The sequence below is a fragment of the Ruegeria sp. D3 genome (genome assembly GCF_056534465.1).
The window spans coordinates 1-26847 of the sequence record NZ_JBQFPK010000025.1 but is presented as its reverse complement, the minus strand read 5'-3'; the positions used below and the strand labels follow the sequence as shown (position 1 = coordinate 26847).

The 26847-nt window shown below is 50.0% G+C and carries 22 protein-coding genes; 15 read left to right on the top strand and 7 right to left on the bottom strand.

Annotation, left to right across the window (positions count from 1 at the left end; translation table 11 throughout):
• Window positions 1–318 precede the first annotated feature (318 nt).
• The 7 genes from ACR0DX_RS22050 (at window position 319) to ACR0DX_RS22020 (ending at window position 9028) form a co-directional block, all read left to right on the top strand.
• A complete protein-coding gene (locus ACR0DX_RS22050; protein ID WP_170570186.1) occupies window positions 319–3738 on the top strand; it encodes a DEAD/DEAH box helicase in 3420 nt (1139 codons plus the stop codon).
• Complete coding sequence (locus ACR0DX_RS22045) at window positions 3728–4297, top strand: DNA recombination RmuC family protein (RefSeq protein WP_170697278.1); 570 nt, start codon at window positions 3728–3730, stop codon at window positions 4295–4297. The genes ACR0DX_RS22050 and ACR0DX_RS22045 overlap by 11 nt, the downstream gene beginning before the upstream one ends.
• A 204-nt stretch (window positions 4298–4501) precedes the next feature.
• Window positions 4502–4858: a DUF3127 domain-containing protein gene (locus ACR0DX_RS22040; protein WP_170570192.1), complete on the top strand. Its 357-nt coding sequence runs from the start codon at window positions 4502–4504 to the stop codon at window positions 4856–4858.
• A 627-nt stretch (window positions 4859–5485) separates the two neighbouring features.
• A complete protein-coding gene (locus tag ACR0DX_RS22035; protein WP_170570202.1) occupies window positions 5486–6085 on the top strand; it encodes a hypothetical protein in 600 nt (199 codons plus the stop codon).
• Window positions 6086–6342: 257 nt separating this feature from the next.
• Window positions 6343–7647 (top strand): hypothetical protein, encoded by a 1305-nt coding sequence (locus ACR0DX_RS22030; protein ID WP_170570205.1) that lies wholly within the window; start codon window positions 6343–6345, stop codon window positions 7645–7647.
• Complete coding sequence (locus ACR0DX_RS22025; RefSeq protein ID WP_480847419.1) at window positions 7647–8768, top strand: reverse transcriptase family protein; 1122 nt, start codon at window positions 7647–7649, stop codon at window positions 8766–8768. The genes ACR0DX_RS22030 and ACR0DX_RS22025 overlap by 1 nt, the downstream gene beginning before the upstream one ends.
• Before the next feature lie 23 nt (window positions 8769–8791).
• A complete protein-coding gene (locus ACR0DX_RS22020) occupies window positions 8792–9028 on the top strand; it encodes a hypothetical protein (RefSeq protein WP_480847417.1) in 237 nt (78 codons plus the stop codon).
• 748 nt (window positions 9029–9776) lie between these two features.
• Here the strand turns inward: ACR0DX_RS22020 and ACR0DX_RS22015 are convergent.
• The 3 genes from ACR0DX_RS22015 to ACR0DX_RS22005 form a co-directional block, all read right to left on the bottom strand.
• The gene (locus tag ACR0DX_RS22015; RefSeq protein WP_480847415.1) at window positions 9777–10253 is read right to left on the bottom strand and encodes a hypothetical protein; all 477 of its coding nucleotides are present in this window, start codon (window positions 10251–10253) and stop codon (window positions 9777–9779) included.
• 38 nt (window positions 10254–10291) lie between these two features.
• Entirely contained in the window at window positions 10292–10540 is a 249-nt protein-coding gene (locus tag ACR0DX_RS22010; protein WP_170570214.1) for a hypothetical protein, read from the bottom strand.
• A gap of 226 nt (window positions 10541–10766) precedes the next feature.
• Window positions 10767–11909: a site-specific integrase gene (locus ACR0DX_RS22005; protein ID WP_170696185.1), complete on the bottom strand. Its 1143-nt coding sequence runs from the start codon at window positions 11907–11909 to the stop codon at window positions 10767–10769.
• Between the two features lie 508 nt (window positions 11910–12417).
• On the opposite strand from ACR0DX_RS22005, the gene ACR0DX_RS22000 reads away from it, so the two are divergent.
• The 3 genes from ACR0DX_RS22000 to ACR0DX_RS21990 all read left to right on the top strand — a co-directional run bounded on the left by ACR0DX_RS22000 (window position 12418) and on the right by ACR0DX_RS21990 (window position 14762).
• Window positions 12418–12924, top strand: a complete 507-nt coding sequence (locus tag ACR0DX_RS22000; protein WP_170355039.1) for a hypothetical protein — start codon at window positions 12418–12420, stop codon at window positions 12922–12924.
• The gene (locus ACR0DX_RS21995; RefSeq protein WP_480847412.1) at window positions 12917–13642 is read left to right on the top strand and encodes a hypothetical protein; all 726 of its coding nucleotides are present in this window, start codon (window positions 12917–12919) and stop codon (window positions 13640–13642) included. The genes ACR0DX_RS22000 and ACR0DX_RS21995 overlap by 8 nt, the downstream gene beginning before the upstream one ends.
• A 316-nt stretch (window positions 13643–13958) precedes the next feature.
• Window positions 13959–14762: a reverse transcriptase family protein gene (locus ACR0DX_RS21990; RefSeq protein WP_170355041.1), complete on the top strand. Its 804-nt coding sequence runs from the start codon at window positions 13959–13961 to the stop codon at window positions 14760–14762.
• A 54-nt stretch (window positions 14763–14816) separates the two neighbouring features.
• On the opposite strand, the gene ACR0DX_RS21985 is transcribed toward ACR0DX_RS21990, so the two are convergent.
• The gene (locus ACR0DX_RS21985) at window positions 14817–15464 is read right to left on the bottom strand and encodes a hypothetical protein (RefSeq protein ID WP_170355042.1); all 648 of its coding nucleotides are present in this window, start codon (window positions 15462–15464) and stop codon (window positions 14817–14819) included.
• Between the two features lie 66 nt (window positions 15465–15530).
• On the opposite strand from ACR0DX_RS21985, the gene ACR0DX_RS21980 reads away from it, so the two are divergent.
• Window positions 15531–16565, top strand: coding sequence for a tyrosine-type recombinase/integrase (locus ACR0DX_RS21980; RefSeq protein WP_480847409.1), 1035 nt, complete (start codon window positions 15531–15533; stop codon window positions 16563–16565).
• Between the two features lie 360 nt (window positions 16566–16925).
• Here ACR0DX_RS21980 and ACR0DX_RS21975 read toward each other — a convergent pair whose 3' ends face one another.
• On the bottom strand, window positions 16926–19970 hold the full coding sequence (locus tag ACR0DX_RS21975; protein WP_480847407.1) for an efflux RND transporter permease subunit: 3045 nt from the start codon (window positions 19968–19970) through the stop codon (window positions 16926–16928).
• A gap of 3 nt (window positions 19971–19973) precedes the next feature.
• Complete coding sequence (locus tag ACR0DX_RS21970) at window positions 19974–21233, bottom strand: efflux RND transporter periplasmic adaptor subunit (protein WP_170355045.1); 1260 nt, start codon at window positions 21231–21233, stop codon at window positions 19974–19976.
• 445 nt (window positions 21234–21678) lie between these two features.
• Here ACR0DX_RS21970 and ACR0DX_RS21965 point away from each other — a divergent pair, with 445 nt between their 5' ends.
• The 4 genes from ACR0DX_RS21965 to ppk2 all read left to right on the top strand — a co-directional run bounded on the left by ACR0DX_RS21965 (window position 21679) and on the right by ppk2 (window position 25685).
• Complete coding sequence (locus ACR0DX_RS21965; protein ID WP_170724523.1) at window positions 21679–22896, top strand: MFS transporter; 1218 nt, start codon at window positions 21679–21681, stop codon at window positions 22894–22896.
• 147 nt (window positions 22897–23043) lie between these two features.
• On the top strand, window positions 23044–24207 hold the full coding sequence (locus ACR0DX_RS21960) for a patatin-like phospholipase family protein (protein WP_480847405.1): 1164 nt from the start codon (window positions 23044–23046) through the stop codon (window positions 24205–24207).
• A 260-nt stretch (window positions 24208–24467) separates the two neighbouring features.
• Window positions 24468–24737, top strand: coding sequence for a hypothetical protein (locus tag ACR0DX_RS21955; RefSeq protein WP_170355048.1), 270 nt, complete (start codon window positions 24468–24470; stop codon window positions 24735–24737).
• Window positions 24738–24896: 159 nt separating this feature from the next.
• Window positions 24897–25685, top strand: coding sequence for a polyphosphate kinase 2 (gene ppk2 / locus ACR0DX_RS21950; protein ID WP_480847402.1), 789 nt, complete (start codon window positions 24897–24899; stop codon window positions 25683–25685).
• A gap of 107 nt (window positions 25686–25792) precedes the next feature.
• Here the strand turns inward: ppk2 and ACR0DX_RS21945 are convergent.
• Window positions 25793–26847, bottom strand: a 1055-nt coding sequence (locus tag ACR0DX_RS21945; RefSeq protein WP_480847400.1) for a Na/Pi cotransporter family protein, incomplete at its 5' end; no start/stop codon positions are given.

Genomic DNA, 26847 nt, shown 5'->3' with positions numbered 1-26847 from the left:
GCAAATCCGCCGCATAATCAAACCAACCAGATGCGCCAGATCCTCTCTTAGCTCAGGCAGCCATCTGTCCCAAAATCCCTGACAACGGACAGGCAGGTCCAAGAGAACTTTCACAACGACAATGCCGCATTCATCAACACAGGACACAAGTCTTGATCCACTTTCAAGAGCTTCTCAGCCGTCGAAAGGCGAACTATTTGGCTAATATTGTCAACTAATTGGCGGAAAATAAAATGGAATTCTTATTGCCGCCACAATATCAACCTTGAGAGTCACTACGGTCATAATTGGCTTCGCCGAGAGTGAAAGTTTAAACTGATGGAAGAAAATATCCTTAACGTCGAGAGCACAAGAGTTTCTGTTTGCGCTGGGTACTTCGAGGGCGACATGCTGTTCGAAGTGTGCGGGCTGGATAACCGCATTGCATCAGTTTCTAAGTTCGTGGCGCAAACTTTCGCAGTGCTTACTCGTGGCGCACCTACTCACCCGTCTCCTCAGTTGCAAAGTCTATTGAAGTTTAATTGGTCAGATATGCCTAAAGACCCCCTAGCTTTAGTATCTCACAGACTTGCCGTTTGGGATAAAACAGTTGCTGGGGCTTCCGATGGCTATAACCCAGCACTAGAATTTCTAGATCATATCGTTCCAAACCACCTAGGTGAATGGGCATTTATCAGGCAGTTGATCGTACCTGAGTTCCCATTATTTCGCAGTTTGGGCGCTCCCGGAAACTTACTGGGCACCTCCAACGAGGAAAGGGTGGACTTCTTTCTTCCTCAAGCTGATCTTGTAATCGAAATAGATGGCTCACAGCACCTTGCGCACCAACAGATCAAAAAAGACGAGGCTCGTGATCGGTTTTTAAAGCGATTTGGCATATCGACTCTCAGATTGAAGACCAGTGACTTACAATCCAAAAATTCTTCGTTTGCCTCATTCTTGGAAAAGATAAGGGAACAGTGTGAAGCCAGTTCTCGCCTAAAGCCATACAAAACGAGATTAAAAGGCGGAAAGGAGACCGACCGTTCCATCCGGCTTGAGCTTACCGCAGTAATACGTCTTCAAATTGCGATACTTCTTGCCGTTTCCCGTGGTCAACTAAGTACTTCTCAAAGGGAATGGTGCCTAAATGTTCGTCAGGACTTCCATTCGGATGAGAACTCGAATTGGGTCGAAACTGCAATTCAAGAACTTTTCGACTGGTTGGAACTCTTTGCGCGACTAAACAACGCTAATTTCCAAGCGCCTTCAGTAAGAAGAGGTGAGGAGGGACTTCTTATTGATATGAGGCTCTTTTCACGTCACGACGACGAAATTGAACGAGGGCCGGGTATCAGGGTGTGCACAAGCCCTGTCCAAGATTTACCAATAGAAAAAGGCTTATCCAGCGATTGGCACGAAGAGAGGTTGCGAGACTATGGTGTCTCGTTTCTCCGAACTGAGGATGCAGACAAAGCAGAAGCACTGCCAAAAACTACGTACCTCTCTGAATTGACAAGAAGAGTGTTCGGGCACGAAAGCTTTCGCCCCGGGCAGGAGACCCTGATACTGAATGCTATTTCCGGACAAAAATCCCTAGGCCTAATGCCAACTGGCGGCGGAAAGTCACTGTGTTTTCAAGTACCAGCACAACTGGAGACTGGAACGACAATTGTTGTTGTGCCGATCAAAGCGCTTGGTCGAGACCATTGTGCCGAATTGGAAGCCGTTGGTTTCAAGAATCGGGTTGTGAACATTGATAGTGATATGCCGGCATCGCTTCGAGATGGTCATTTCTATGATCGGATCATTCGTGGTGAATTGAGATTCGTATTTGTTTCTCCGGAACGATTTCAGTCAGAACCGTTTCGAGAAATCGTGAAAAAGCTTCGCGAAAAAGAACAACTGAGCATGTTCGTCATTGATGAAGTCCATTGTTTGAGTGAGTGGGGGCACGATTTTCGACCATCTTACCTCACTCTTCCCGGTACGCTGAAAGGTCTTGGAGACAGTGTTCCGGTGCTTGGGCTTACTGCAACGGCCAGTGTGAATGTGCTACGAGACATTCAAAACGAATTTCAAATTCCAGATGAATTAGTTGCATATGAAATGCATAGAGGGCGGGAAGAACTGAATTTCTCTATAAGGAATGTTTTAAGCACACCTCCTTCTGTCGTAAAAGAAGTAGATAAAATCATTGAAAACGCCGATGGTGACGGAACACCCGCAATTCATGTTTTTGCTAGATATGTTAACGGCCCATCCGGTGTCGAAGCATTTGCTACTGCGCTTGAAAAGCTTAAGCCAGACCTAAGGGTTGGCATTTTTTCAGGTGTAGAGCCAAAAATGTTTGACGCAGACGTCGCCTATCGAAGGCTGCAAAACCCCAAAATTGTCCCCACGAAAAAGTATGAAAGTTACAAACAAACAGTTCAAACTCTGTGGAAATCTGGACAGCTAGACGTGATTGCTACGACGAAAGCGTTTGGAATGGGCGTCAATAAACCCGACGTTCGCCATACACTACATGCCGGAATGCCGAGTTCCATGGAGGCGTTTTATCAGGAGGCGGGGCGCGCTGGGCGTGACGGCAAACCTTCCGTTTGCCACATGTTGTTCCGCCCAGAACAAGACGATGCCGAAAAACTATTCTTAAACCTAGCCAACAACCTGGAGCCGGACAAAATCGATGCCGTGCTCCAATCAGCAAAAGGTGGCCAAAGAGGTGACTTTCGGGCACAACTATGGTTTCTTCGCCAAGGTATGATCTCGCTTGGCGATGAGTTGGCTCTTGTCCAACGTTTGCATGGCTTATTGCAAAATAGCCCAGAAGCCGTGCTGAACATTTCCTCAAAAGAAATCGAGTATTCTGGTCCGAGCCAGGGCCTTCGGTTTCAACTCACCCTGTACCGTTTGTACCAAGTTGGCTTAATTGCCCCTTGGTCCATCACAGATTGGGGGAGGCGTGACGGGACTCTCGTCGTTGAAGTTGAAAAACTGCCGATATCATTTTCGCAGGCCTGTGATACTTTTGCAGTTAGAGTTCAAGCAGTTGTGGGAAAAGGTACGCACAACGATACATTCGATCAGTTAAATGCTCTCAGGTCATCCGCCTTGGAGAACTGGGCAGCCCTGTTTCGCATAATGCTTCAATGGGTGCGTCGCACCCAATTAGATGCACGTCTTCAGTCAACTTGGAATCTCTACGAAAAAAGCCAGGATTTCTCCCCGGAAAGAGCGACGGAGTTTCGCGAAGAACTAGAAGCCTTCTTTAAGGTGGATAACGACGCTTTCCAACTCGCAGCACTTCGAGATATGCCATTGAGCGAGGCCGCAAATTCTCTTACCGAGATGATTACCATTCGCGGAAGCAACTCAGTCAAGGAAGAAGCTGCGTTAAGGTTGTTGTACGCCCAACTCTCCCGCTTGTTGGAGGGCACACAAGAGAGCGCAGGGCTGAACCTAGCCGCATCTTGCCTCCAACTTATGACCGAAAAGAAAGACAGCGCCCAGGCGGAGGCGAGATTTAGAGCGGCTGTCCCAAACGGAATAATGAACTTCTGGAACGGTTCTGGGCGTGAACTGCTCGTCACCGTAGCATCAAGTACTTCGCTGGCGACTGAAACAATCGGAGAATGGTTAGTCCGTGAAAATCTGTCTCGACAACAACTGGTTGATATATACAAAGAAATCCCTGCCATTGCCGTTGAGAGTGTGTTGTTTAAAGAAATGGCTGTGGAGTTAGAAAATGCGATATGAGGAAAGTATGTCTTTCAGCGATGGTTTCGATGCAATCGAACGTGTCAAAGCTTCTGGGCAAAAACTGACTGAAGCAGTAGAAAAAATAGAAAAAATTTCTTCTCACTTGTCCTCCCTGAGTGCAAAACAAGAGGAGCTTGATGACCTGCTATCGTCAACCAAAGCGGTAAACCTGAAATTGGAACAAAGCGCTCAGGAAATTGAGAATCAAAAAGAGGAATTCCAAAAAGTTTCAAGTGATTTAACTAGTAAGTTGGAAGAGGTGTTAAATGAGGCCGAGCAGCGGTTTGAAGCTCAAACTAGCCAGCTTTCGCAACTCGTTTCCCAAATTCCTGAGACAGTTGACGCATTAATTGATGAGAGGTTGAAAACCTTACTGGGAAAACTGGAATCCAGTTTGACCGAAGACCTTCGAGATGAGCTGAAAGATACCCGTGCAACGCTTCGAGAATCGTTTGAGGTAAATTCCAGCAAGCTTGAAGCGAAACTAGATAACGGCATGGAGGAGATAATTTCGGAGATGCCAAAGACTATTTTTGGTAAAAGAGGACGCAGGTAGGCGTCTAGGCTCAGGATTCATAGCTAGTAGATAAGGAGTGCGGCGAGCGCGATTTCGGAATCTGTTGTTCGCTATCACGACAGGTGCACAATATGTCGTGTAACTAGTAGTCATTCCTTTTAGACACAGCACCGCATTGTTTGCTCTCGCGCGTTAAAGCGCCGAATGAACGATTGGGTTCTTTTCAGTACGGAGACTCTTGGAATGGAAATTAGCGGGAGAGTTGTTGAGATTTTGCCTGAAAAATCAGGAACCTCAGCGAACGGAACTTGGCGCAAACAGGAATACGTTTTGGAAACTGATGGCCAATACCCAAAGAAGATTTGCTTCATGGCGTGGGGAGAAAAAATTGACCAATTTGAAATTTTGCAAGATGAAAGCTTAACGGTTTCCGTGGACTTGGAAAGCCGAGAGTATAATGGACGCTGGTACACAGATGTTAAAGCGTGGAAAGTCTCACGGGTTGGCGCGCACGATCAAGAAGATGCTTCTCAACGAGGATTCGATAGCGCGTCAACAAGAGCTTCCAGTCATCTTGGCGACGATGAAATTCCATTCTAGGTCAACATAGACAGACCAAATCCCAAGAAACTGCTCACCATCTTGTTCACTTCGGCTTGCCACCTTATAGGAACGCAGCCAACGAGGGGCGCGCCGTTTTTCGGGTATGCCTTAGGCACGTTTTAGGGATCGTTTTCAGGTGGGAACGACACGCTCGAGGTGCTTGTCGCCAGTTAGTAGGCAATCTCTCTTTTGAACCAGTGTCTCGTCAGTTTATGGAATGGGCGCTTAGTTCCCAAGGTGTTAGAACAGCGCGACGGGTTTCGCCCTCCGTGTATGGCGGTAATCCGCAAGACTCTGTCTTATGATCGCAAGAAACGTCGAACCAAACTGTCTATTTTGAGATGTATGAAGCGGACAATATTCTTGCTTAATTCACTCAAGCTCGAGTTAACCAAAAAAACTTGAAGTACCTGATAAGCCGTTGCTTTGTTGAAACGAGAACAGAGGCGGAGTCTGTAAAAAATGCTAAGTTTTTTATTGGTATTTCTAGCGGCATACCTCATTGCGTTTTGTTTCGCTTTTTTGGTCACTCCTTTCCGAAAGTTGTGGCGTGGTATACTCTTTCATGACCCATGGGACAGTACGTCTGGTCGGTGCACCATTTTCATATTCGCCGCTAGACTGTTGATCCTTGGAGTTCTTTGGCCTTTTGGAGTTGCACTGGCCATTGAGTTGGAGAAGCGTGACAAACTTGAAACCAGACACACCGTCAGAAACCCCAAAAAACTCAAGAAAAATCAACCACAAAGGTACATCCCACCCGTAATTGAGTGGACCGAAGAAGATCTGGTCAATTTTGTTAATGATACAATTGAAAAATACCCAAAAGGGCTTTCGTTGGAGGATGATGAAAACAGGTGGACTACGTTGTACGATTTTGGAAAACACATTCCGCTCGAAAGTTACAACGCTGTTTCAAAACTGCTTACCGATGCGCGCTGGGGCATCTCCGGGCTGGCGAGTGACGAACATGGGCGCAAATACTTGGTTTCATTGCAGGCTGCGGACTTGGTTTCGCAGCCCTTCTTGATAAGAACGCGAAAGCCACTCACGGAAGCAGAACGAGGTCGTCTATTCGACGAAGACAAGTCGTATCCAATAGAGGAATGGCCTTGGAGGTTCTCCACAGACCCTGCCTCATGGGCGAATTTAGGCGGCCGCGCAGGGTTAGCACAGGTTCGCAATGAAATCGTGGAGAAACTTCACGTTAGCATAATGAACTGACCCCTTGACAATGATGTGGTCAGTCTAACGCAAAAAACCTGGTTTAATTTACTTCAATGGATTCTGCTAACGTCCGAGTGGAGCCTTAAGTTTCTTGCCTTTGTCACCTCTTTGGTCTTCGGCTACCCATGCCGTTTCCGAACTTAGATGACCGCCGCGCGCAAAAGCCCTAACAGTACAAATCAATTCGTTTTAGTCTTTGCTTGAACACTTTTGTTGTTTCAGCGAACATCGCCTGGTTCATGAGGTCGCGAAAATTGTTCCATCAGATCAAGCTTTCGAAAACTGGACTCGGACAAGAGTGGATAGAAGCTAAGGCTCGACATTTGGGCTTGGGCCGTCGACACTTCGATGCGCTCGGTGCTCAACTGGATGAAATCGATCTTACAAACCCCAAGATTCTGGAACAATACCTAGTCGAGGCGCTTTCTCTTTTCGCGTCTGCGCTTCCGAAAACCCTCGCTATCTATTTTGATAACGATTTCGGTTCAGCTGATTTTTTCAAGCATTCGCGTGTGCGAAATTCCAAAGGGAAAACGTCGCTTCGAGCAACTGAACTTGCCCGGGGCTTTCGGTCCGGCGTGCGGCAAACACGCATCACCGAAGTCTTCGTCAGAGTTCTTCAACACCTTCATCGGTCGCGACGATCGTTGTTGTTTCGACCTACGCCAGCCGAACTGCGTGCTGCGAAATGTCGTAGCATTCTGATAATAGGATCTGAGCTCTCCGAACCATACTTCGGCCGACGACTATTTGATTGTGTCAATATTCGGTCATCGCGCTTAATGCACAGCCTTTTGAATTCTCCTACAGTCAACAGTTGGAAGTCTTACGGGTTGCTTCGATCTGTGGTGCCGTTCTGTCCACTAGGGTACGGCATGACAATGAGATGGCGCAGCCGCCTTCGCGAATTGGAACACTCAATAGGGCTTTCTGCCGATTCTCTGGAGTACGCGAATGCCATCGTGGTTCTTGGAGAACACAACCGCGAGAATTCTTCATCCTTGGATGCTTTGAAAAGGGAGATCGCGAATTCGACAAGTTGTCGTGGTCGCTCTGACAAATTGTCGGAAGGCATCCACGCTCTATCGCCTGTAGACCTCAATTATCTTTTGAGTTCGCTTGCGGCAGCAATATCCGATGGGAAATCGAGCCCGCCAAGCCCGTTTTCCCCGGTCAAACTGGCCTCTCCCCGCCACGGCGTCGGAGGTACGGTACCCAGCAGAGAAGCATATGAACTGTACTCACAGCTCATATCTCTGAAATCGGGTATCGCAGACAGTTTGGTGGTGCTCCCTGTTGAGACCCGAAATCATGTTCAATCTGCGATTACTCGGTTCCTGTTCGAGTTGTCGGTGGACCGGGGACCGAATCACGAAACCGAGGGCAAATCACAGCATGCCGAACAACCGTTGGGGCCTCCAATTGGAGAGGAAATCCGCGAGATTTGGGAGACATTTGCGCGATTCGACCGTGCTGAAAAGGCCGAGGCGCGAATGCGATTCAAGGAACCCTCGTCTGAGATTGTTCCAACTCGTGGATCCCTCGGAGAACGCGCATAATGTCTTCTTCCTCTAAAAGTAATTCTTGGCACCCGAGCGAGTTTCTAGAGGCTTGCCAAGTAGAGGGAGTGGCCTCAACAGTCGCCGGTCCGGCCTTGGACATTGCGCAGCGGATCAAAGCTCAAGGGGCAGATCTTCCTGTACTATTTTCCTTGGAGCATCTGGCCGCAACCGTAGATGTGCCGATTGGTCTTCTGCTGACCTACGTTGAACGCGATAAGGATCCTTATCGAGTATTCTCGGTTTCAAAGCAGGGACCGAGGGGAACATCTTCAAATCGAAGGACGATTTGTGTTCCCGAGCCACTCCTTCTGAAAACCCAGGGTTGGATCGCTGCGCAGCTTCTGAACAAATGCGCTCCTCACCCGGCCAGTACGGCTTATGCTCCAAAATCAAGCCTCGTCAACGCCGTGAAACAGCATTGCGGTGCTCGCTGGATGCTCAAGGTCGATCTCAAGAACTTCTTTGAGTCCATCAACGAGCTTATGGTGTTCGACACATTTGTCTCTTTGGAATATCCTAGGCCGATTTGCTTTCAGATGGCTCGTCTGTGCACTAGGGTGTTTGGAGTCAAGCATGGCGCTTTAGCCAAAACGCGCTTGGGCGTACTTCCACAAGGAGCGCCGAGCAGCCCGATGCTTGCCAATCTGACGGTCTTTAACCTTGATGTCAGTCTCTCGGAAATAGCGTCAAGAGTTGGCTGGGATTACACACGCTACGCTGATGACCTCGCATTCTCCACCCGCTCGGAGTCAAGTCGGCACGAAGCGAAGGAGTTGATGTTTTCCATTTTTGATGCGATCCGTTCATTTGGCCTCACACCGAACAAGCAAAAAACGAGCATTTCACCCCCTGGTGCTCGAAAGATCCTGCTGGGACTAAGTGTCGACACTGATCGCCCCAGACTGACGCGGAGTTTCAAAAATAATGTTGAGACACACGTCTATGCAATTACGAACCCCACGATTGGGCTCGACAGGCATCTTAAGGTAAGGGGATTCAATAATGTTCCAAGTATGATACGGCACATTGCGGGGCTGATTGCATACGCTCGTTCGATTGAGCCTGATTATGCGGACAAGCTGTACAAGCGTTTGATGACCAAGGCCGTTCGTTCTTGATCCAATGCGATTCCAGTATTTGAATGCGCTTCGATCGGGAGGGCGTCTATCAGTCTCTGCGGGCGTTGCTAACCCGCGCCGAAAGGTTGGATCAGTCGGTTCGGCTGGTCTTTGATGCAGCTGACGAAAAGTCGGGCGACACACACACACGCTTGTTCGCTCCGCGAAACGGCTCGGGGCCTCGCCTCGTCACGTGTGTGTGTGACGCTCGGAAACCCAAACCAGGTGATATCGCAGTCTTCCCGATCACAACTCCGTAGACAAAACATCAGGACCCTGAATAGCTAGTTTGACTTGACGCTGAGCCGCTTTCAAGTGTCTAGCAGAGGCCACTTTCAAGCCTTTTCAGAGTTCTCCAAAACGATGGGTTGGAACAATTCGAGTGCTGTGTTTTCTCAGACCAAGAATTTGCATTGTACCTCACACAGATTTTTGAATCATGTGCCTAGAACGTTCAATTCGTACTTCGTTCAATATAATGTTGAGACCCATGCCTATGCGATTACGAACCCCACGACTGGAGTCGAAAGGCATCTTAAGGCAAGGGGCTTCAACAGTGTTCCGACTATAATTCGGCACATTGCAGGGCTGATTGCACACGCTCGTTCGATCGAGGCTGATTAAACAGATAAACCGTACAAGCGATTGACGGCCGAGGCCGCTCGCTCTTGATCCATTGGGATTCCAGTGTTTGAATACGCTTCGATCGGGAGGGCGTTTATCAGTCTCTGCGGGCGTTGCTAACCCGCGCCGAAAGGTTGGATCAGTCGGTTCGGCTGGTCTTTGACGTAGCTGACGAAGCCTCTCCCCCCCCCCCTCCCCACCGCCCCCTTTCGGGGCCGGCTCGGGGTCTCACCTGCGGCGGGGAGGGGGGAGGGGAGATGGAAACCCAAACCAGGTGATATCGCAGCCTTCCCGATCACAACTCGTTAGACAAAGCATCAGGACCCACCGTGGCTAGCGGGACTTGACGCAGAGCCAGTTGTAAGCGTCTACGAGGCGCCACTCTTAGACCTTTACAGAATTGTTCCTAAACGACGGGTTGACGGCGGCCCGCCAGCGGATTGGGTCGAAGCTGACGAGGGGGTGGCCGGTTTGAGGGTGTGCCTTGATCACGTAGTAGGGATCGTTCTTCAGGGCGGATGCAATGCGCTCGACTTCCTTGTTGTCGGCGGGTGCCCATATTGCCCGGTCGATCATCTTGATGGCGGCCGAGCCGATGATGCAGGCGATAGGGATTTCAGCCGGGGAGGTAGTGAAGGGCTGGACAGACACGAGCTGACGGGATCGGATAGATGTTTCTCGTTGCCGGTGCGAGGTGAGACCGAGCCGCGCCAAGAGTTTGCTGTCTTCGTCCAACTCCCACCACGCGACCCAAGCCCCATCTCTGGCTGCGATCTCTGAGCGCCAGTCGTCCTCTGGAATTGGATCGCGGACCCTGATCTCACCGTCTTCGATTGCGTCTTTCAGGTCGAAGGTTTCCATGTCTGGGCGGATTGGCCCGAAGGCTGGCATTCCAAGTCTCATAACTCAGCACTCAGTGCTTCAACCATGACCTTCACCTCACCGACGCTCCACGTTGCGGCGGAGCCATTGCCGAAGGTTTTGCCCCTGATGAAGCCGGGTTCTCGCGCCTCGATACGACGCTTCAGGTGCGTCTTGGATTTTGGGTAATAACCGCGCGCCTGGTTGGTACTGCAGAACTCCCGAGCGACGACGCGCATGTCATCTGGCAGCTGTTCGAATTCTTCTGGCGGGAATGGATACCGCATGATCTTCTCCACGCGGGCGCAACATCAGAAACAGAACAAAACGCACGCAGTCGCGCCCATTGGAAAAGGGTTCAAGGGTCAGGTGGTTTTGTTGCTGTCGATCTTGCCGATTGTTCCCGGTGCGGGTGTACGGTTCTCGCAGGCTGGAGACAAAAAATAGCCACCCGGAGGTGGCTATGCAAGGGTCAAATCCGGCTGAGCTAGGTCGGGGTTGGTAACCCCGCTTCTACCTTGCGATTGACAGAATCGTTGCAGTCTCACGCATGAGAACGAAGTCCGCCCAGCTCTGCATCACGATGGCGCGGCGCTCGATCAGGTCTGATCGGCGGTAGGCGCGCGACACGGCATTGCCGGTCGAGTGCCCGAGGCAAGTCTCGGCGACATCATAGTCGACGCCATGATCCTCACACCAAGTGCGGAAGCTGGAGCGGAAGCCGTGGGGGCGCGCGTCCAGCTGACGCCGCTTGAGCAGCTGCGCCATGGCCATGTCCGACATCACGTTGCCCCGCACGCTTGGGAAGAGCAGACCGCTTTTCTGTCCCAGTTCCGCGATCCGGAGGGCCTCGTCGCTGAGCGGGATGCGGAAGTCGGATGTCTTGCCCTCCAGCCCCTTCATCAGGTCTGCGGGCGTTGTCCAGACGCCATCTTCGATCTGGCTGGCCCCGGCGAAGCGGACAGGCTTCGAGCGGGCCGCCGTGAGGATCAGGAAGCGCAGCGCCAGATTTGCGGGACTGTCCTCGCTTAGAGAGGCGTAGAAGGCCGGGACCTCGCGCCAGTCCATCGCCGGGATGTTCTTGGCTTCGTGCGCCTGTACTCCGAGCATCACGCGGGCCTTGTCGACGATCCGGGGATCGACATTCAGATCGGCTGCCTCTGCGGTACGCAGGGCGATCCCGATCCGCTTAGCTGCCTTCTGCGCGGTGACTGGCTTGCTGCGCCAGATCGGGCGGAGCGTCTGGTAGATGTCATTCGACGTGAGGGTCGAGACGTCGCGCGTGCCGATCTTCGGAATGACGTGGCATTCCAGTGGCGACAGCCAGCGCCCGCCGGGACGCAGACCCGGCTTAAGGGCCTCGTGGGCCATCTCGATGACCTCAGCCACGGTCTTCACCTCGGCCTTGGGTTCCTTTGCCTCCAGTGGGTCGATGCCCTGCAGGCGGAGTTCGGCGGCCTCATCCCGAGCTTGCCGCGCCTGCTTGAGGCTGGTTCCCGGCCAGCCGCCGAGGCTCATCTTCCTGCGGCGACCGTTGAGCTGGTAGCGGAAGAGCCAGCCGCGCGAGTTACCCCGCACATACAGGTACAGGCCATCGCCATCTGCATGCATTCCGTCGCCCAGTTTTTCGATTTGGGTTGCTACAATTTTCGACATTTTTTCCTTCTTCCTTCTAATCTGTGGACCATTTTTGTGGACCACTTGGTAGTCGTAGGTCGGCCTAGACAGACCCGGACCGACCTAGGTCACGAAGAAGAAACCCCAGAGTAACGCATTGAATGCGCTGAGATTTCTTCAGTTTTTAGAAGGAGTTGGAGTTAGTAGTCAGGCTCCGTGTGGGGGCACCATAAAATCAATAGGTTAGCCGTGCATTGATGCCTTACAGTCGATTGTAGGACGCAAATAGGACGTGTTCGACACGACTATATTGGTTTACTACCTATTGAACTCACTCAGCAGTTTGTGCGACTCAGATAACAAAGTGCTCGTAGATAGTTCTTGGCTAAGAGAAATTGCTGGCATTTGAACGCTTTAGCTCCAACTTCGGAGTATGATGGCCTTGGAAGAATATAGGCGTTACTGTGTGCCAAGGTTTTTGATTTGAATAGAAAGTTCAAAGTGTTATCCGTTTTGTACGAAATTGCTAGTTTGGTCGGATACTAAGATGCTCCCAAACGAGAAAATGCAGCGGGTCGCGCACCATCTTCAGTGTACGGCTGTTGGTTTGTCTGATCAGGAGCGAGACGCGTTTGCTAGGTCGGCGTATAACAGATATTACTACTCGGTGTTTCTCCGCACCCGGGATATGTTCCGTCAAATGAATCCTGATTGGTCAGCTCTGCCTCATGCAACATACCCTGAGCTATTGTTGGGGTCAGTGTACAAGTCTTTTAAGCCGGAGTGGACTAGAGCGCGGCGAAACGGCGACGTGGTTCTAAAAAATGCCATAGAACAGGCTTGGCGTTCGATACAAGAACTCGCGAAAATCATCACTACAGCAAATTCGACACGGGTAGTTGCAGACTACGAACCAGAAGAGCAGGTGAACTTTGAGACGGCTGAGCGCTTCTCGTTACGCAGTGTCGACATAACGGAAGCTCATGGCTGGGCGGCGCGCGTTGTGGTGCTGTGTAAGTCAATTTTGCGTGTTTGGAAGCAAATAAATGTCTGATCGTAACATCGTTCTGGACCTTGTCGTCAAAAACGGTCTGAAACCAATCGGAGGTGTGGTTGAAGACCCGGATCGCGAAAGTGGTTTTCTTATATTTTTGCGGGTTTCCAGAGACCAAGATGGGGCGGTGGTCCCATCAGAAAGAAAGTTGGCACTGGTCGCAAAAGAAGCTGAAAAGGAAGGCTATTTTCTTAGAATTGCCTTTCTGGACGACAAGGCTTCTGAGGTTGAGAGTGCGGCGCGGTCGATGCTCACAACAAAGTATCCCGACCTTGTTGACAATGTCGTAGTTTCACTCAGTGAAAAGGGCGCGACCGCTTGGATAGAGGTGCCCAATACAATCACCGCAGACGACGAAGAACTGATCAAGGGCTCTCTCATAGAATTTTTGGGATTTATGCGAGTTAGCTTAGAGCAGGCCGTGTTTTCCACGACTTTGACATTGCCGACCGTGACAGCGTGCATAAACATGATCCGCAAGTATGCCCCTCTTTCAAAAGACGAACTAATTCAAAAGCTGAAAGATGCGAATTTTGATCAGCCAGCGGAATCTTGGCTGGATAACATGCTGGACCTATGGCGAAAGAAAGGGTTCCTTCACCGGCGTTCGGATGGCCGATACATCCTAACGCTAGCTGGCTTGAATAGAGTTGGTACAAGGCGCAATAAGTTGAGCCCTGACGTGGGTCACGCTCTTGCGATGGCACGTGCTCGTTAGTATGTTTGCTGTGTGGAAACCTCCGGCGAGGGTGTGTATCACGCCCGTTTGCTGAGACTAGACAATAGAAGGTGCCGCCATATTCATTTGGCGCTCCTTCGAAACGCCAAATGAACATGGCGGTACTCTTGAAAGGTTACTTTGCTTTATGAGGTTTCCACACCCTGACACACCAAAAATTTGTTTTTTGGCGGAAAACGCTGACACCCTCATCAAGTTAATGGGTGATCACTGTAGTGAGTCAGAGGCCGACAGGATCAGATCGTATTCAGAGTTGGGATTGCCTCCTGTGACTTCGCCTGAGGCACTTTCCGTAATGTTTGGCTATAATCCGGGTTTTGTATGGTCGCTTTTGAAGAAGCCTGGAAGGCACTATCGAGTTTTCTCGGTACCGAAAGGTAGCCAAAAGCGTTGGATTTCAGCTCCTCGCGTCGGGCTGAAGACTATCCAGCGATGGCTAAATTATCATTGGACAAATGTTTGGACACCCTCTGATGTTGTGCATGGGTTTGTTCCAGATCGCTCCCATGTGACAGCCGCGAAAAAACACTTGAAAGCCCAATGGGTAGTTTCTTTAGACATTGAGAACTTCTTCCCGTCAGTGTCTGAACCAAAGGTGATCAAAGCTCTCCAAGCCTTAGGGTACAAGGACGACACTAGTTTGGCTATTTGCGGAAGACTCATTTGTAATGGCGGTGGTTTGACACAAGGTGCCCCGACAAGCCCAACAATCTCAAATATTGTCCTTAGTGGTTTGGACGACCGACTGTCAAAATTAGCGGCAGAAACTGGCAGCACGTACACCAGATACGCGGATGACATTGTATTTTCCGGGACTGGCGAATTGCCGATTGAGATGTCGGACAGGATTGTTGGTGAAGTCACTGCTGATGGCTGGCAAATATCACCCAACAAACAGAAAACGTCGGTGCAACCCGAGAGATTGAAGGTTCACGGATTGTTGGTTCACGGAGAAAAATTAAGGCTTACGAAAGGCTACAGAAATCGAATTAGAGCACTGAGACACCTCAACAACCAAAGCAGAATTTCAGTTGAAGACCGGCCGAAAGCACTAGGGCATATTTCATATGCTGACTACATAGATCGCTTAGATGAGTAGTTGCTACACCCGATTTGGTGTGGTCTCGACTTCTTGAAGGTTTATACGCCGCCACTATGGGTAGCCCAAGTTTCTCCGCGCATATTCGTAACGACGCTCTACGATGTATATTCGTCTGTCTGATTTTAGCGTTTTAAGAACAGGTGGGTTTGATTGAGCCAATCTTTGAACTGCCGCTCGTATTGGATCACCTGCAGCCAACGCAAGACGACCGTTCTTAGCCAGATTATGGATAATAGTTGTGGCGATAAAAGGGGTTTCCGACGCTGCAGCAATAGCCGCTCTGAGTTGGTCGGGTGTCGCGTCCATCTCGTGCTTTTCTTCCCAACGCCACAGGTGCTCAAAGACGTCATTTAAAGTTTGAGCTGCTTCGGCTTTGAGATTCTCGACCGCTAGTAAAAAATCTTCCATGGAGTGGAAAGATGATCGCCGATGCGAGGTACTGCGATACCCATCGGGAAAGGTAACCTCGAAGCGAACTCGGCGATCCGTTTTTGCGTATACTCTTAGTCGGCGATCACGAGTGAGGTAAATCGTTGCGCTCTGAGATTGGTGTGAAATTTCGCGTTCTGTTGGCTCGATCCGTCTGCGTGTGACATTCATTCTTTTTGCGAAAGTAATTGTGAGATCCCAGCTGATACCGGGAATAAACCCGGCTTTCGCGAGACGGTTTGGTACCCAACAAACGATCGGATCGTGCATGAGTGGCAAGTCTATGCTGGGCGCTTTGAGACTTCGACCAAACGCGCCCATCTGCGGAGCATCCGCATGCTGGAGGTTTTCCTAGGAGGCAAAGCCTTCGACAAGGTCACGCCAAAGGACGCCGCAGACTTTCGTGATCATTTGGTCAATCTTGGCCGAACGCTCAAAGAGCATGGTGGTTTGGGTAATTCTACCATCCGGCACCACGCGTCGCAGGTTCGCCAGTTCTTCGAATGGCTCCGGCTTCAGGACGGCTACAAGCGTTTGAGTCAAAACATCCCACTCTATTTGGAGCTTCCAAAGGCGGTACACGCCAAAACCCTGCCGCGTGATGATCGCGACTATCTGACGATCGAGCAGGCGGAAAAGATGTTGGAGAAGATGCCTGATCGCACGATTGCGGAGCGCCGTGATCGCGCCATGGTGGCTTGTGCTTATGCCAGTGGGTTTCGCACCGCAGCGCTCACTACGCTGAGACTGAAACATATTGACCTTTGTAAAGGGGAGCTGGTTCAGGACGCCTTAGAAATGCGCGCAAAGAATGGGAAGAGCTTTCGCAGTGTTTTCTTCCCGCGTACTGAAGCCTTCCAAGAGGTTTTCGTAAGCTGGCTTTCGGAGCTAATGGTAATGGGCTTCACCCAAGACGACGCTGTCTTCCCTGAGCTTGCACATCTGAAACAACGAGGATCAGAGATCAGCCCCGTACCCCCGATGAAATCCTCCTCAGCCGTGAGCTGCGCCTTTGATCTCGCCACCTCCCAGATCGGACGCAAATGCACACCGCACTCTGTTCGTGATACGCTCAAGGCGCTTGGGGATGAGCTTTGCACCTCTCCCAAAGACCGTAAAGCCTGGTCCCTAAATCTTGGCCATACGAACGAAAAAATCACTGAAATCTACTATGGAAAAATGTCAGACCATCAACGTCGCAGCATTATCGAGGGGCTTTCTACTGGTGGTTTGCTAACCGCCAAGGAAAACGCGATGGTGCTCGACTTCTATGAAAGCCGCTTCGAACGGGGCAGTGACGAGTACAACATGGCAAAACGTTTGGCCGAAAGGCGTGCGGCTGCCCGCGATGGAGATGAGGTGCTGGAGTAGGGGGCATTTACCGCGCTGAACACAAGCGGCGGAGATGCGCAGAAGGTAGACTTCGGAAATCTACGAGAACAGCGCAAAAAATTTTGTTCACCAAACGCCGAACATGCTGAGACGGGGTTAGGCAAACTTACCGCTCACAATGTTCCAAAAGAATCTCTGTGAGGAACTAAGAATCCTTCAGGATTGCGTAATAAATTAGGTTCCGCACTTTTAGTCGGGGTTTTCTGCAGGTTTGGAAATGTCGTGCGAATTGAAGGTGGGATCCAAATCAGTTCGTACATGCAAAAGGACGTACTTAAAGCCCGGAACATGCCGAAAGCGCAAGGTGTTTGGCAGAGGTGGGGATTTTTAGGTTAGTGATTAAGCCGCTGTTTCGTCCTCATTTATTCTAAAGAAAATTGAGTACAGAGTCGGCACCACTATCAGCGTAAGAACGGTTGCAAAACTCAAACCGCAGATGATCACCACTGCGAGTGACTCGAAAAACGGATCCCAGAGCAAAGGCATTACTCCAAGTACAGTAGTAAGTACTCCCAGTGACACTGGGCGGACGCGTAGAACGGCTGAGTCAACAACAGCCAGCAATCGAGGTTTTCCACCGGCAATCTGAGTATCGGTTTCGTCAATAAGGACGATAGCGTTTTTGATTAGCATCCCTGTTAGAGACAAAATACCCAGTATTGCCATAAATTCGAGTGGCGTCCTGGTTGCCGCGAGCCCCCAGACGACTCCAATGAGAGCCAGAGGTACTGTCAACCATATGATCAGTGGTTGTCGGACTGCGTTAAATAAGAAGAAAACTACCACAATCATCGCTCCGAACCCAAGCGGCATAGTCGAAGCTAAACCGTCGTTCGCACTTTGCGAGTCCCCATACTCACCCCTCCATTCAAGAGAATACCCACTTGGCAGTTTTATTGCCTCTACAAGTGGTCGGACTTGAGCGAAAAGGTCGCCTGAGAGTACTTCTGGTGCGTTGTCGGCTTGTGCGGTGATTGCAAGCTTGCGGTCGATGCGCCTAAGGTTCCCAGCTTCGAAAACAAGGTCAAATCGGTCTACAACTTGGGGTATTGGAATATACCCTCCGGCTACATCGCTATAAACTTGGATGTTTTTTAGGTCACTGATATTGCTTCGGGCTGTTTCGAACGGGCGCATAACTATGTCCAATAAGTTGTCGCCTTCGCGATAAATCCCTATCGGCGCCCCTACTTGATGCCAGTAAACTGCCCTAGAAATTTCCGCCTGGGTGAGACCGAGCCTGCGGGCGTTTTCTGTGTCAATAACTGGTCGAATTACCGGCTTTTGTTCGCGCCAGTCGTCTTTTATCGCGATGGCTCCATTTTCAGCGAATATCAATTTTGCCTGTTCGGCGAGTTCCCGAAGCACAACGGGATCGGGTCCAGAAAATTCAGCTTCGATTTTCGATCCACCACCAGGACCCAGTACAAACTTCCAAACTTTTGCATATGAGTCAGCATAGTTTTGGTCAATCCAAGACTGAATTTCAGGCTGTAACGCATCGATCTGCCGGTAATCTTCTACGTCCACCAAAATTTGACCATAGGCGGGGTTTTGGTCTTCACTGTCGTATACCAACATGAAGCGTAAATGCCCGCTGCCCACGGACAGATTTGTAGATGTGACACCTGGCAGAGTTAAGAGATGCGCTTCAATCTCTCGCATGTCCTGACTGGTTTGTTCAATGTCGGTTCCCTCTGGCAAAAAGTAATCCACAACAAATTGCGCCCTAGTGCTGTTGGGAAAGAAGCCCGGCGGTACTAGCGCAAACCCTGCAATCGCGGAGAGAAAGAGCACAACAACAAGCCCCACAGTAAGGTACCGGAATCGTATCGCATACGCGAGGAGCGAACGATAGGCACGGAGAATTGCATTCTCTGCAGGCGGTTTTTCCGAGGTTGGCTTCAGCAGCAGAGTGCAAAAATAGGGCGTGAGCCATATCGCTACCAACCATGAAAAAAGCAACGAGATCGAAATGGTCCAGAAGAGGCTCCCGGCGTATTCTCCAGTGTTGTCCGGTGAAAAGCCAATTGGGGAAAACGCCAAGAGTCCTACAACTGTTCCTCCGAGTAGCGGCCATTTGGTTTGATTTACGACAGAGATAGCAGCGTCGCTGGTGGCTTCGCCGCGTTGAACTCGGACCAACGTACCTTCGACAACAACAATAGCGTTATCAACCAGCATGCCGAGCGCAATGATCAGCGCGCCTAGTGAAATCCTTTGCATGTCGAGCCCTAAGAGCTGCATGCCGGCAAGCGTGCCTGCGACTGTGACCAACAGAATACCTCCCATGAGTATTCCGGATCTTAACCCCATAAAAATAAGCAATATGCCTACAACGATGATGAGCGCCAGAACCACGTTCATGACAAAGTCGTTGATCGACTCTTTTACCGAAGCAGACTGATCAGAGATTGGCAAAATCTGGATTCCGATTGGCCTTAGGTTCTCCAGTTCGTTTATCCGTTGCTTCACGGCTTCGCCCATGTTCACAACGTTTCCACCCAGGCTATTCGATATTCCTATTCCAATTGCAGGCTGACCGTCCCGAAAAAGTAGGGGGCTTGCTGGTTCAACGTAACCGCGCGACACGGTTGCGATATCTGAAAGTCGGAATGATGCACCACTACTCGGCACAGAAACGACTAGGTCTTTGATAGCGTCAATTGAGGCTACTGCCGCCGACGGACGTATCTCTATTCGTCGCGAGTTGGACTTTATGGAACCCGCGGGCGCTACGAGGTTTTGTCCCTCCAGAACTTGCCCAATTTGCTGCGGTGATATTCCAAGTTCTATTAACCTTGCTGGTGCATACTCTACAAAGATTGCTTCATTCTGTTCACCACTTAAGACCACCTTGGAAACACCGCTGACGGCAACCAACTCCCTCTGGAGCTCCTTCGCGTACTCGTGGAGCTCGGCTATTGAATAGCCATCGCCAACGATCGCAAAATATAAGGCATACACGTCGCCGAAATCATCGTAGACCTGAGATTGGAGCGCGTTCGGCGGCAGACTTGTTTGAGCGTCAAGTATCTTTGCGCGCAATTGGGCAAATCTTGCATGGAGTGACGGAAAATCAGGTGTCGTGGGGATTGTAAACTCGACCGTCACAGTGCTGAGTCCGGGTGATGAAACTGACTTCACCTCTTTTACCCCAGAGAGCTCTTGTAGAGCATTCTCAATAACCTCAGTGACTTCTTCGGCGACTTCTTCTGCAGTGGCACCCGGATAAGGTGTTATGACCTGAGCTTGCCTTATTATGAACTCAGGATCTTCGAAACGAGGAAGAGTTAAGTATGCAAAATAGCCAGCCACCAAAATGAGAATAGTCACCAACGCGGAAATTAGACGCTTCTCAATTGCAAACCTTGCGAGATTCATTTGCTACTCACCAACTTTTGAAATCGGGCGAACTACCATGTCTTCCTGCAGTTCGCTCAAGCCTGCAGTTACAATCATTTGCCCTTCTTCAAGGCCAGTTTTTACGAACACGAAGTCTTCAGATATTTCTCCCAATTCAACGGGTCGACGCTTGACAGTGCTGTTGGATCCATCCAATAGCCAGACATAAGGGGAACCGTCGGGGCTTGCCGCTAAAGCTGAAAGTGGAACCACAACATGTGTGTCGCTTTGCCCGTCCGCCCTAATAATCACGCGCGCTACCATCCCAGGCAGTACAATCAAGTCTTCAGGCGGGGTTACTGATAGACGACCTCGATAGGTTTGTGTTGCTGCGTCTGCTTGCGTAGTAAACTCGACAAGGTCTGCGTTCATTTCTACGCCCGGCAACGAGTTGAACGTAACCATGCTAACAACATTGTCGAAGCCAATTGACGACATTGCGATTATGTCAGCGCCGGGCAAGTCATAGCTTACATCTACAGTCGATAGATCTTGGATTAAGGCGATGGTTTCACCGGCTTGAACATTACGAAAATTGTCCACGTTGCGCTTGGCAATCGTTCCGTCGAACGGCGCTCGAAGCGTAGCATCGGAAAGATCGTTTTTTGCCGATTGAATTTGTGTTTTAAGGCCACGGATCGCCGCTTCTGCAGCAATTATTTCTTCTGGCCGTCCACCGATACGACCAATTGTAAGCTGCTCTTCTCGTGATACCAGTTCAGCTTCTGCCAGACGAAAGGCAGCTTCACGTTGTTGGTACTGCGCAGTAGGAATTACCCCCCTCTCCAAAAGCTGAGCTGAGCGGATGTAGTCTTCCCGTGCTTGGTCTCTTTGGGCTTGAGCTGCCTCAACCGAGGCTTCTAGAGCTGTAATTTCTTCAGGGCGTGCACCTGACCTCAGCACAATTAAATTCGCCTCGGCCTCTTCGAGTTGGCTGTTAAGCCTTTCTACCTCGACTTCAAAGTCTCGGGTGTCTAGTTGGGCAACAACGTCTTCCTGCATGACACTGCTAGAGGCCCTAATTGGCAGCTCTGTAATTCGTCCACTGACTCTAAAAGAGAGTTCAACTTCCTTCGACGGATAGACAATTGCAGGATAAATCCTTTCAAAATCAGATGAGGCTTTAAGAACAGTGAAGACTTTTGCTGGTCTTATCGTTGTGGGAGCGTCTTGTGCTGCCGCCACGATGGGAAAAGCACCAAGTAAAACAACCGCCAATGCCCCTCGGAAAATCAAATGCATAGTTTTTCACCTGCTTTTAAGATGCTCGCTCGTTGAGCGCACCCAAGGGGCCCACCAAGCTTCGCGAGAAAAGAGATCGCTTGAACCAACTTTGCCCGCACCTGCAGATTTTCACAAATTGGACCGAGCCAAAATGGCTCGGCAAGAGCTTCAGGGAAGTGGACAGATTTTATTGTTGTATTATAAAGCTTAAGCGAAATATCCGACCAAAAAACTAAATTCGCGAAAGCCTGAAGGTCCACCGTAGTGTCCAGCGCTTTTCGATTTCAGTAGAACTCGGTGTTAAGAACTTTAACGAGTAGCGTTGTTTGCTGGAAGATACCGCGCGTCTACCTGAGTAGAAGCGAGAAGTAGGAAAAACTTACCGAGCCTCGGTGCAACTTGGAGCTAGGGTGCATTGGCAATCAGAAACCAAGTTCTCAATCTTCAATCACTCTTCATTGCAATGGCTGCTGTTCAGCTGGCCACTGCTGGATCTGGTACTTTGGTTCCACTCGCGTTTTCTGAAATTGGGGCGTCTCAAGAAGCCGCTTCGTTTGCGGCGTCCGCATACTCTGCAGGGTTTTTAGTCGGGTGTTTTGTTGTCGCCAGATCGATTGCTGATATTGGCCACATCCGTGCATTTGCTTCTGGCGCAGCTATCACGATAGCGGTGGCCATACTTTTTTCTGTTTCCACCAACACACCATTTCTTGTCTTTTTGCGGTTCCTCTCCGGTTTGGCCACCGCAGGGCTTTTTTCGATCGGTGACACGTGGATCAATGAAACTGCGGAGGAAAAGACCCGGGGAAGAGTTCTCGCAGTCTATGCGATAATAGTCGGCGTAGTCGCCGTGTTCAGTCAGTTTTTAGTTTTTGTAGTGCCCGGGGATATTCGAGAGGTATTCGTCTACGTCGCTTTGTTTTACTGCATTTCGATTGTGGTCATCTCGACTACTCGCTCATCTCCTCCCAATAATGAAACCACGGTACCCATTCGAATACGCGGTTTATTTAAGGACGCCCCAGCCGCAGTCTTGGGCGTATTCGCCATGGGTATGGTATCTACAACTTTGTTGAGCGTGGTTCCCTACAATGCTGCTCAGCTAGGGGTCGAAATAATCGATGTGGCCTTTATGGTAGCCCTCATTTATCTCGGGCGTGTCCTTTTTCAGTTTCCGCTTGGATGGCTATCCGACAAGATGGACCGTCGGAAAGTAATCTTGATAGCTACGGTCACCGCAACAGTAGTTCTTCTTCTTATGGCGGTTCTGGTCGACGTGGACTACGACCACAGCGTCAATTCATTCGACTACAACTCAATCGGCTTCGTAATCCTTTGCATTATTCTGATGCTACTAGGTGGAAGTTTGCTCACTCTATATTCTTTGCTTGTGGCGCACGCGTTGGACAGAACGGTTCCTGTCTACGTCTCTTCGGCAGCGGTAACTATGCTATTGGTTTGGACTCTCGGATCGATAAGCGGCCCCTTGATAGCCAACTTAGTTACCACTTTTTTTGGTGACATCGCGCTTTATTGGGTAAATTTTGCGGTCATGTTTTGCTTTGCACTGTATTTGGGGCAAAGGATTTGGTCAGTTGAACCCGTGTCACGAGCCGAGCAGACTTTTCACACTGAAGTCTTGCCAACCAGTACAGAAATGGCTCCTACCGAGAAACGTTAGCGCAATAATAAATTTGTGCTTGTTTGGCATGCTATACTTGAACGCAACCAAAAAGACTGCGACGCTTAATGCGCTCCCAGAGCTGGAACGACGATCAAGAGTTATGGTCCAGAAAAAAGTTGCTGGCCCGTGTGTTAGTTTAACCCAATGGAGCTAGTGGTGGAGAAGACGGGACGCGGGCATCGGAGTAAGCTGATTATTTTGCTACTGCTGCTTCTCCAACTGGGATGCTCAAATATATCTAGGAACCCAGTAAGCGAATTGGATCTAGAGAGTCCACAAGTTCCAGGCATCGAAGGTGCTCGTTATTGGGCCGATGTTGCTCCAGTCAATATCAGTGAACTGCTGGAAACAGCTCAACGTCAAAGGCGAACATCTGGGTTATCTTCAGATTATACACTAACACTATCGGGCGGAGGCGAAGATGGAGCCTTTGCTGCCGGCATTTTGAACGCATGGAGCGAATCCGGCACACGCCCAGAATTTATGGTCGTTACCGGTGTTTCAACCGGTGCTTTGGCCGCGCCGTTCGCCTTCCTGGGGTCTGACTATGACGATGAGCTCAAAGAGCTGTACGGTGGGTTACCACCGTCCCGGATATTCAGAGGACGACTTGTAACTGGTATCCTAAGTGGTTCTTCTGTCAAAAGCTCTGACCCATTAAAACAACTTATACAGTCTTACATAACGGACGATTTTCTAGCGCAAATTGCCAAAGAACATGGTCGCGGACGGCGTCTGTTGGTTCAGACAGTAAGCCTGGATGCACAAAGGCCAGTACTTTGGGATATGGGTGCAATCGCTAACAGCAATTCAGCGAAAGCAAAAAAGGTATTCGCTGATGTAATACTCGCCTCTGCGGCAATTCCGGGCGTTTTCCCTCCGGTTTTAATTGATGTTGAGACTGATGAAGGTGTCCGGGATGAACTTCACGTTGATGGTGGTGTATATTCTCAAACCGCCTACGTGCCTGGATGGGATATCCCAAGGAAATATGCTCGCGGTGGCAAGCTGTATGCAATCCGAAACGGCAAAGTTGAGCCAGAACTTAGAGTTATTGAACCGGGGGTCTTCCAAGTGTCTGCACGCTCGCTTTCTACGCTAATCAAGGCGCAAGGCGTAGATGATCTTACGATTGCGTACAAACTAAGTCTGCAGCGAGACGCCGAATACCAAGCCACTTGGATTGGAACTGATTTCGAATATCCTCTAGCTGAGCCGTTTGATCCAGAGTACATGCAAGCGCTGTTTGACTATGGTTATCAGCGTTTTAACTCTGCAACCCTTTGGAGCGATCGTCCGCCTCGGTAAGCACGATTACTTTATTAGCGCCAAAGGGATCGTTGCTTCAGTTGGCTTGTCAGGTAAATCATAATCATTAAATGTATGCACTTATGTCGATGAATGAAACTGAGCGCAACCGGTTACGACTTTGGCGCCGCTGGCAAGTCACGTTTGATCATTTTAAGTATCCGCCCCCTATGCAGAGGGTGCATCAAGCACTTGTTATTCATCCTCAACCGTGGACAACTCGCGGTTTGGCTAAATATACTAATTTGCCTCAGACAAGCGTGAGACGGCAACTGACTTTCCTGGCTAACCCGAACGTGCAACGTGTAGACGATGGGTTTCAAATCACAGAGTTGGGATTGGCTTTGAACTGGACTGTGCATCGCGAACTGACAAAGTTCGTTCGAGGCGGGCATCGATTTAGCCAAGAGCTAATTTCCGCACACAAGCAGTCAACTGGTGCGAATGGTGTGGGCGGGGCCGACTACGAATGGCTTGCTACGCATATCTGGTGGCCAGTAATTGAGGCGCCGGAAATTCTGGACGCGTAGGTTGTTTGATAGTTTGGATTGGCAGCGCCTTAAAGCTTGAACGAGTGGATGTCAGTTGTTCGTAGACTTAAGCGCTTATGTGGTTGCAAAGACTGCAGGAAACGAACTCACAATAACTCTAACTCAATTACCTACAATTGTTTAATGGGGGCAAAGGACGTGGCGGCAAAGAAAAAAATCTCTAAGAAGTCCTATGAGACAGAATTGAAGAGATTGCAGGTGGAGCTTTGCCACCTCCAAGGATGGGTGCAACGCACTAAAGCAAGAGTTGTTGTAGTATTCGAAGGGCGCGACGCTGCAGGAAAAGGCGGCGTCATCAAACGTATTACCGAGCGTGTAAGCCCACGAGTGTTTCGGGTCGTTGCGCTTCCAGCACCAAGCGACCGGCAAAAATCCCAAGTCTATGTCCAGAGGTATTTTGAACATCTTCCTGCAGGAGGAGAGATCGTCCTATTTGACCGGAGTTGGTACAATCGCGCAGGAGTGGAACGGGTCATGGGTTTCTGCACTAACAAAGAATATGAGAACTTTTTGACCGATGCGCCTGGTTTCGAGCGATACCTTGTCAGAGAAGGTATCATACTTTTGAAATATTTTTTTGATGTCAGTAGAGAGGTTCAGCAGGAGCGCTTCAAGGACCGCATGATCGATCCTAGGAAACACTGGAAACTAAGCCCGATGGACTTGGAGTCCTGGGCGCGTTGGTGGGATTACACCGAAGCATATGAGAGAATGATTTCGGCGACAGACAGTGAACATGCACCTTGGTTCCGCGTTCCCGCAGACAACAAACGCCTAGCAAGGCTGAACTGCATTTCACACTTACTTCAGTCGATCCCGTATGATGAAGAGCCCTTTGCTCTTCCGGAATTGCCAAATCGCCGCGAACACAGGAAAGGTGCTCCGAAGTCCATTTCGTTCACACATACTGTTCCGCAAAAATTCTAGCGGGCTGACGGTCGGAATACGTCCTTTCAAACACCATTGGATTTAAGGGCTGCTCCAAGGCTGGGCTTCAAAAAGGTAGTCGGCTTGCTATTGAACGTGGAAAAAGCTTACGCCGCCTCAGCGGCGATTTCGACTGGTAGCTGTGTCTTCGCGACCCGTTTTGTCAGTGTGTACATGTGGCGCAACTGCTCAATAAAAGTCATCAGTAGTCGAACACGCTCCAAGTATCGAGGTTCGTCAATGTTCAGTCGCTTGGCGTGCCTTTCGAATAGCTGGTCGGAAAGAGTTCTAATATCGTCTTTGAGCAAGAGTACTTCTTGAGCAGAGCGCTGGTCGCTGTTCCCTACAGCTTGGACTGCGAGTTCAAGACTTTCTCTCGCACAAGTCCAAAGACCCTGCACCATATCTCGGGTTGTTTCACTACTTTCGGCATAATCGCCATCGATGAAGACTTTGAGCAGCTCAACCATCTCCGATTCAACAATGTCTGCTGCACTCTCGATATTTATAATGGCCGAGACAAGTTTCTGATGCGTTTCGCTTTCGTTTTCAGTAAGCGCGCTTTGCCGAATGCGACCAAGGTATTTCATGATTTCTGAACTTAGAATATCCACTTCATCGTCTCGTCTTGCGACCGCATCCAACGCATCTCTGTCCTGGTGTTCAGCTGCCTCTCCGAGTGCGTCCATCATTTCCAAGGCGATGTGTCCGGCCCTTTCAATCTCTCTTCTCGTGTTTTCAAGGGCAATCGTGGGAGCTTCTAGAGCCCCATCATCAAGGAAATCTGGCTGAATAATTTTGTCTTTTGGCTCAGGCCGATCTGGGACCAGCCTTTCCGCGAGGCGCGCGAAGACCGTCGTGAAACCGATAAATATCATGGTGTTGAGGACATTGAACATGGTGTTGGCATTTGCGATCTGCCGAGGAACCTCCGCGGCAAGTTTGTCTTTTCCAACCAGACCTTCCGCAGCGGCGGGCGAAACATTTACCGCTATGTCCGCGAGAATGCTCAGGAAAGGTAGCCAAATTAGAACACCGGCAATATTGAACAAGACATGTACAACGGATGCACGAACCGCTTCGACTGGCTTGCCAAGTGCCGCAAGCAAAGCGGTGACACAGGTCCCGATATTGGCTCCTAAGGCCAAAACTATCCCGGCCT